The organism is Streptomyces boncukensis (genome assembly GCF_011045075.1).
GTDB lineage: Bacteria > Actinomycetota > Actinomycetes > Streptomycetales > Streptomycetaceae > Streptomyces > Streptomyces boncukensis.
The window spans coordinates 1-5,925 of record NZ_JAAKZZ010000457.1 but is presented as its reverse complement, the minus strand read 5'-3'; the positions used below and the strand labels follow the sequence as shown (position 1 = coordinate 5,925).

General features: G+C 75.5%; 6 protein-coding genes. 1 reads left to right on the top strand and 5 read right to left on the bottom strand.

Annotation, left to right across the window (positions count from 1 at the left end):
- The first annotated feature begins 232 nt into the window (after window positions 1-232).
- Complete coding sequence (locus G5C65_RS29510; RefSeq protein ID WP_165302104.1) at window positions 233-1,000, top strand: methyltransferase domain-containing protein; 768 nt, start codon at window positions 233-235, stop codon at window positions 998-1,000.
- Here G5C65_RS29510 and G5C65_RS29505 read toward each other — a convergent pair.
- The 5 genes from G5C65_RS29505 to G5C65_RS29485 all read right to left on the bottom strand — a co-directional run.
- Entirely contained in the window at window positions 934-1,941 is a 1,008-nt protein-coding gene (locus G5C65_RS29505; RefSeq protein WP_165302103.1) for a threonine ammonia-lyase, read from the bottom strand. The genes G5C65_RS29510 and G5C65_RS29505 overlap by 67 nt on opposite strands.
- Window positions 1,942-2,013: 72 nt before the next feature.
- Window positions 2,014-2,517, bottom strand: coding sequence for a DUF4430 domain-containing protein (locus G5C65_RS29500; RefSeq protein ID WP_165302102.1), 504 nt, complete (start codon window positions 2,515-2,517; stop codon window positions 2,014-2,016).
- Between the two features lie 38 nt (window positions 2,518-2,555).
- Entirely contained in the window at window positions 2,556-4,064 is a 1,509-nt protein-coding gene (locus G5C65_RS29495) for a terpene cyclase/mutase family protein (RefSeq protein ID WP_165302101.1), read from the bottom strand.
- Entirely contained in the window at window positions 3,976-4,884 is a 909-nt protein-coding gene (locus tag G5C65_RS29490) for an ECF transporter S component (RefSeq protein ID WP_338146724.1), read from the bottom strand. The genes G5C65_RS29495 and G5C65_RS29490 overlap by 89 nt, the downstream gene beginning before the upstream one ends.
- Window positions 4,885-5,090: 206 nt before the next feature.
- Window positions 5,091-5,925 (bottom strand): ATP-binding cassette domain-containing protein (locus G5C65_RS29485; protein WP_165302100.1); only part of this gene is annotated, 835 nt, incomplete at its 5' end.

Sequence of the window (5,925 nt, the reverse complement as noted above, 5' to 3'; positions counted from 1 at the left end):
CGGAAGCGCCACCCGCGCCGGGCCCAGAAGTACACCCTCCACACCGACATGATCCCAGGCGGGTGGGTCCCTTGACACCGACGCCGCCCACCAAAAGCAACGGTGTTGCACTCGGCGGGACACCATCTCCGACAGCGGCTCATCGGCGAGGACTCGGATCCTGGCGCCGAAGCACGCGCCGTCCCCGGGAAAACCCGCTGCATACCGGCCCTTCCCATGGCACGCTCTCGCGGTGAACCGTGAACAGATCTCCCGGCTCGCGCACGCGGACCACCCGATCGCGGCCCCGCTCGACGACGACGCCGTGCGCCGGCTGCTGGACCACGCCATTCCGCGCGGCGGCACCGACGACGCCCCGCGCGCCCTCGATCTCGGCTGCGGCGGCGGCGAGTGGCTCCTGCGGGCGCTGGCCGCGCACCCGCGGCTGCGCGCGGAGGGCGTCGACCGCGCGGAGAGCGCGCTGGCCCACGCGCGCGAGGCCGCGCACGCCCGGGGCGTCCAGGACCGGCTGGTCCTGCACCAGGCGGACGCCGCGGACTTCACCACGGCGCCCGGCGACGGGTTCGACCTGGTGCTGAGCGTCGGTGCCGCACACGCCTTCGGCGGCCTGCCCGCCACCCTCGCGGCGGCCCGCGAGCATCTGGCCCCCGGCGGCCGCGTGCTGGTCGGTGACGGGATCTGGGAGCGGGAGCCGTCCCCCGAAGCCGTCGCCATGCTGGGGGACTTCGCGGACCTGCCGACCACCGTGGACCGCGTCGCCGCCGCCGGGTGGACCCCGGTCCACGGGCACGTCAGCACCCGCCGGGAGCTGGACGACTACGAGTGGGCGTGGACGGGCTCGCTGGCCTCCTGGGCGCTGGACCACCCCGGGGACCCGGACGCCGGGCAGGCGCTGGCGGCGGCCCGCACCCACCGCGACGAGTGGCTGCGCACCTACCGCGACTCCTTCGGGTTCCTCACCCTGGTGCTGCGCCCGTCCGTGCCGCCGACCCAGCGGTGATAGGCGTCCACGTCGACGTTGCTGCCGCACACGATGGTGACCACGTGCCGGCCCGCGAAGCGGGCGCGGTCTTCGAGGATCGCGGCGATGCCGAGCGCGGCCGACGGTTCGACGACGAGGCCCGCGTGGTCGAGGAGCATCCGCATACCGGCCGTGATCGACGGCTCCCGGACCAGGACGGCGTCGTCGGCGACCAGCAGGAGGTCGTCGAGGACGGCCGGGATGGGGCGCCGGCCGGCGACGCCGTCGGCGATGGTGTCGGTCGTGTCGGTGGTGACGACGCTCCCCCGGCGCCACGAGCGGGTCATCGCCGGTGCGCCCAGCGGCTGGACGCAGATCACCTCGGTGCCGGGCGCCATGGCCTTCACCACATGCCCCACGCCGGTGGCCAGCGCCCCGCCGCCGAGGGCGATCAGCACGGCGTCGAACGACGGCGCGGCGTCCACCAGTTCCAGGCCGATGGTCGCCGCGCCCTCGCAGGTCTCGATGTCCAGGCTGTCCTCGACCAGCCGGATGCCGTCGCGGCGCGCGATGGCCGCCGCCCGCTCGCGGGCCGCCTCGTGGTCGCCGTCCACCAGTTCCAGCCGGGCGCCCAGGGCGCGGATGCGCTCCAGCTTGGCCGCCGTCGCGGAGCGGGACGCCACGACGGTGATGTCGAGCCCCCGGCCGCGGCCGGACCAGGCGAGGGCCTGGCCGAGGTTGCCCGCGCTGGCGCACACCGCGGACCGCGAGCCGCCGTCGGCGAGCCGGCTCGCGACGACCTCGGTGCCGCGGCCCTTGAAGCTGCGGACCGGATTCGCCGTCTCCAGCTTGACGCTCACCGCGCACCCGAGGCCGGGCTCCAGCGCCTCGCAGCGGTACAGGGGGGTGTCGAGGAAGGCCGGGTCCATGATCCGGCGGGCCGCCCGGACCCGGTCGGTGTCGAGCCGCGTCTGATGCATGACAGAGCAGCGTAGGGCGTACGGGGCGGCTGAGCCCCTGTCGGCCGACAGGGGCTCAGCTCCCGGCTCCGGTTACAGCTCGGTCCAGGTGAAGGCGACCTTGTCGCCCTCCTTCAGATGGAGCTGGCAGCCGCCCACCTCGGTGGGGGTGCCGTTGACGGAGATGCTCCAGAAGGCGTCCTGGCCGCCGCTCTTGCCGTCGATCGTGGTGACCAGGTAGTCCTCGAAGGACGGGTACCAGGGGCCGTCCCAGGTGAAGCCCTCGTTCTTGGCGGCGTCGTCGAGGGCTGCGGTGGGCGTGGCGCCCGGGGTGTCGTTGGCGCCGTTGTTGGTGCCGTCGCAGGGGTGGGTGCCGCCGGAGGGCGTGGTGACGTCGTGGCCGGTGGTGCTGAGGGTGTCGTCGTAGATCGAGCCGTCCGGGCCCTGGACGCTCAGCGCCACGGTGACCGGGTCGTTGGCCTGGGGCGCGGGGGCCGCCGTCGCGGCCGTCGCCGCCGGGGCAGCCGTCAGGGTGAGGGCCGCCGCGGCCGCCGCCGTGACGAGTGCGGCTCTGCGGGTGGTGAGGGCGTTGCGCATGGGTTTGCCTTTCCTGTTGTGGGTGGTTCGGTGGTGCGTTACGCAGTGGTCTTCGCGCGGCGCTTGCGGGTGACGGCCACCGCCGTCACGCCCGCCGCGATGAGGGCCGCCGCGCCCCCCGCCGCCGGGAGTACGGCGGCGCCGGTCGCGGCCAGGCCCCCGGAGGGCCCGCCGTCGGAGCCGGTGGAGTTCAGGGACTCCGACGTGCCGCCCGTGGCTGCGCCGTCCGCGCCGGAGGAGGAAGACGAGCCCGAGCCGCCCGTGGCGGAGCCGCCGCCGGTGCCGCCGGTGCCGTCAGTGCCGCCCGTGCCGGTTGAGGAGGACGCGCCGCCCGAGCCGTCGCCGCCCGCCGTGTCGCCGCCGGTGCCCGAGGAACCGCTCCCGGAGGCGCCGCCGAAGGTTCCGCCGACGCTGCTCGCGGCGCCGCCGTCCGCACCTCCGTCCGTGCCTCCGTCGGCGCTGCCGCCCGCGCTGTCCGTGCCGCCTGCGCTGGTCGTACCGCTGCTGCCGCCGCCCGGCTCGCAGGTCACCGGCTCCAGACCGGGGGCCGAGCCCTTGCCGTCCACGTCCGCCAGGGACTTGCCGGCCAGGGCCGGGACCGCCTGGGCCGTGGCGCGCAGGGCCATGCCGTCCGCCTTGGGCTTGGAGTAGCCGACCGCGCCGCGGTCGGCCTTCGCGCCGTCGCAGCCCACCTGGACGGTCCGCAGCCAGCCCACGCCCTTGCCCGCGGCCTCGATCCGGCCGCCCGCCGCCAGGGCCTGGACGGCGAGGGCCGTGGAGTTGGCGTTGGCCGGCGGGGTGCCGAAGGAGTTGTCCCGGAAGCCGCCGCCCTTGAGCTGCTGGTCCTCCAGCCACTCCAGGGCCGGTTCGGCGTCCGCCGTACGGCCCGCGCTCAGCAGCGCCTGCACGGCCAGGCCCGTGCTGTCGATGTGGGACTTGCACTTGGCGGGGTCGGACTTGAACGCCAGCGGGTAGCCGCCGTCCGCGCAGCGGGACTTCGCCAGGAACGTCACCGCCTTCGCCGGGGCCTTCCCCGCGCGCTCCAGGGCCAGCACCGCCAGCGACTGGGTGAACTGGTTCGAGCCGTCGCCGGTCGGCAGGTTGTCCGTGAACCGGCCGCTGGGCTGGAGGCGGTCCCGGAGCGTCTTCGTCAGGTTCAGGCCGCCGAACTTCGCGGGGTCGCGGCCCTCCACCACCGCGACGAGCGCGAGCTTCGCGGCGCCGCCCGCGAAGACCCGGCCCGCCCCGCCCCGGTTGACGTAGTCGGCGCTGTTCGCCGCCAGCCAGTCGGTGGCCTTCTTCTGGACGGTGCCGCCGGTGCGCGTCGCCGCCAGGGCCAGTACGGCGTCCGCCGTCAGGCCGTGGTCGCCCCGCGCGTGGGTGTCGTCCGTGAGCTGGGACGCCATCCAGGTCGCCGCGGCGTTCGCGGGGGACGTGAAGTCCTCGTCCGCCTCGGCGTCAGCCTGGGCGGTTCCGGGCAGCAGCAGGACGGTGGCCGTCAGCGCCGTCGCCGGTATCGATGCCAGCGCTCTTCGGGTGTGGGGCATGGGTGTGCTCCTCGTGCTCCTCGTGCGGCTTGTGCGGCTTGTGCGGCTTGTGCGGCTTGTTTGGAGGGGTGAAGGCGACCGGCGCCTCGAACGCGGCGCGGCGTGCGGCGCGGCGCAGCACGGTCAGCACCGCGGGGCCCAGCGCGACCAGCGCGACCAGGTTCGTCACCGCCCGGCCGGTGTCCCAGCCGAAGGTGGAGGTGACCAGGGTGAAGACGGCGAAGCGGTGCAGGTTCTCCAGCACCGGCGCACCGGCCTCGTAGGAGAGCTGGGTGTCAGCGCCCGCCGTGAACGGCCAGAACCACAGGTTCATCAGGAACCCGAAGACATACGCGACGAGGACGCCGTACGCCGCCAGCATCGCGATCTCCGCGCGGCCGGTGACCCGGCGGGGCAGCAGTCCGGCGCCGAGCCCGATCCAGCCGGAGGCGATCATCTGGAACGGCAGCCAGGGGCCGACGCCGGCCGTCAGCAGCCCGGAGGCGAACAGCGAGGTGGCGCCCAGGACGAAGCCGAAGCCGGGCCCGAAGACCCGGCCCGCCAGCACCAGCAGGAAGAACACCGTCTCGATGCCGGCCGTGCCCGCGCCCAGCGGGCGCAGCCCGGCGTTGACCGCCGACAGCACGCCCAGCATCGCGAGTGCCCGGGGGTCGATGCCGCCGGAGGACATCTCCGCGAGGACGACGGCGAGCAGCACCGGCATCGTGACGAGGAAGATGAGCGGCGCGTCGGCGGTGTGCGCCGCGGGCGCGGGCCCCGGCGCGATGAAGAGGGGCCAGCAGAACATGGCCAGCCCCGCGAGGGAGGCCAGTACCAGCACGGTTGCGGTGCGCGCCCGGAGGGGGATCGCCCGGAGTCTTCCCGTGCCCTTTTTCCGGCTCTGGCCACGGGGTGCCCCCTGGGGCGCGTTGCGGACTGCGGGCTCGTCGTAGCCGGCCGCGCCCTGCGGCGAAGCCGCAATCGAACGGGGCCCCGCGCCCCTTCGGGACGCGTCCAGCGCGGGCGGCTCCGACGCCGGGTTCCCCCTCACGTCGACTCCAAGGCGAGGCGTACCTGGTCGACGGTCAGCCACTCCTGGGGGCTGAGCACCTTCGCCACCTGCGGCGCGAACGCGGGCGACGACACCACCACGTCCGGCGTCGCACCGTGCGCCACCGTCTCGCCCTCCGCCATCACCAGCACCCGGTCGGCGGCCTGCGCGGTGAACTCCACGTCGTGCGTGGCCACGACGACAGCGCGGCCCTCGCCCTCGGTGGCGATGCGGCGTACGAGCACGGCGAAGGCGTCCTTGGCGTGGTAGTCGAGGCCGCGGGTCGGCTCGTCCAGCAGCACGACACCGGGCGCCGCCGACAGCTGGACGGCCAGGACGAGGGCCAGGCGCTGGCCCTCCGAGAGGTCGCGCGGATGCCGGTCGCCCGGCACGCCCGGCGCCAGCGCGTCCAGCACGGCCCGCGACGTGCCCGGCGCCGCGCCCGAGTCGGCGTCGGACTGCGCGCACTCCGCTTCCACGGTCTCCAGGTAGAGCAGGTCGCTCGCGGTCTGCGGCACCAGCCCGACCAGCGACCTGGCGGTGCGCGCGGGCACCGCGCCCGGGTCCTGCCCGGCCACCGCCACCCGGCCCGCGTGCCGCTGCCCGGAGCCCTGGAGGGCCCACAGCAGGGAGGACTTGCCGGATCCGTTGCGGCCCATGAGGGCGGTGACCTGGCCGCGCGCCAGCTCCAGGTCCACCTCGCGTACGGCGACGGTGCCGGCGGTCGCGGCGCTCCCGGCGCTCCCGGCGGTTCCGCCCGCCCGGCCCCCGTACACCACGCTGACCCGGTGCGCGGACAGCGCGGGCCCGGCCGGTCCGGGGGGCCCGGGG

Coding starts and splice junctions, on each gene's coding strand:
- G5C65_RS29505 (WP_165302103.1), bottom strand. CDS start 1,941: ATGCATCAGACGCGGCTCGACACCGACCGGGTCCGGGCGGCCCGCCGG.
- G5C65_RS29500 (WP_165302102.1), bottom strand. CDS start 2,517: ATGCGCAACGCCCTCACCACCCGCAGAGCCGCACTCGTCACGGCGGCG.
- G5C65_RS29495 (WP_165302101.1), bottom strand. CDS start 4,064: ATGCCCCACACCCGAAGAGCGCTGGCATCGATACCGGCGACGGCGCTG.